Annotated in this window: 1 protein-coding gene; it reads right to left on the bottom strand. The window is 65.4% G+C overall.

What is annotated here, in order from left to right:
- Positions 1-569 (bottom strand): EF-Tu C-terminal domain-related protein (locus tag AC1RRS_RS24880; RefSeq protein ID WP_492857504.1); only part of this gene is annotated, 569 nt, incomplete at both ends.

Consider the following 569-nt stretch of genomic DNA (forward strand, 5'->3'; position numbering starts at 1 on the left):
GCGACGACGCCGGCGCCGACGGTGCGGCCGCCTTCACGGATGGCGAAGCGGAGCTTCTCTTCCATGGCGATCGGGGTGATCAGCTCGACGTCCAGCTCGGCGTTGTCGCCCGGCATGATCATTTCCACGCCTTCGCGCAGCTTGATGATCCCGGTCACGTCCGTCGTGCGGAAGTAGAACTGCGGGCGGTAGTTGGTGAAGAACGGGGTGTGACGACCGCCTTCTTCCTTGGTGAGGATGTAGGCCTCGGCCACGAACTTGGTGTGCGGGGTGATCGAACCCGGCTTGCACAGCACTTGGCCGCGCTCGACGTCTTCGCGCTTGGTGCCGCGCAGCAGCACGCCCACGTTGTCGCCGGCCTGACCTTGGTCGAGCAGCTTGCGGAACATTTCGACGCCCGTGCAGGTCGTCTTCTGGACCGGACGGATGCCGACGATTTCGACTTCTTCACCGACCTTCACGATGCCGCGCTCGACGCGACCGGTCACCACGGTGCCGCGGCCCGAGATCGAGAACACGTCTTCCACCGGCATCAGGAACGCCTGGTCGATCGGGCGTTCCGGCTGCGG

The organism is Caulobacter sp. GW821-FHT12A07, assembly GCF_058807655.1.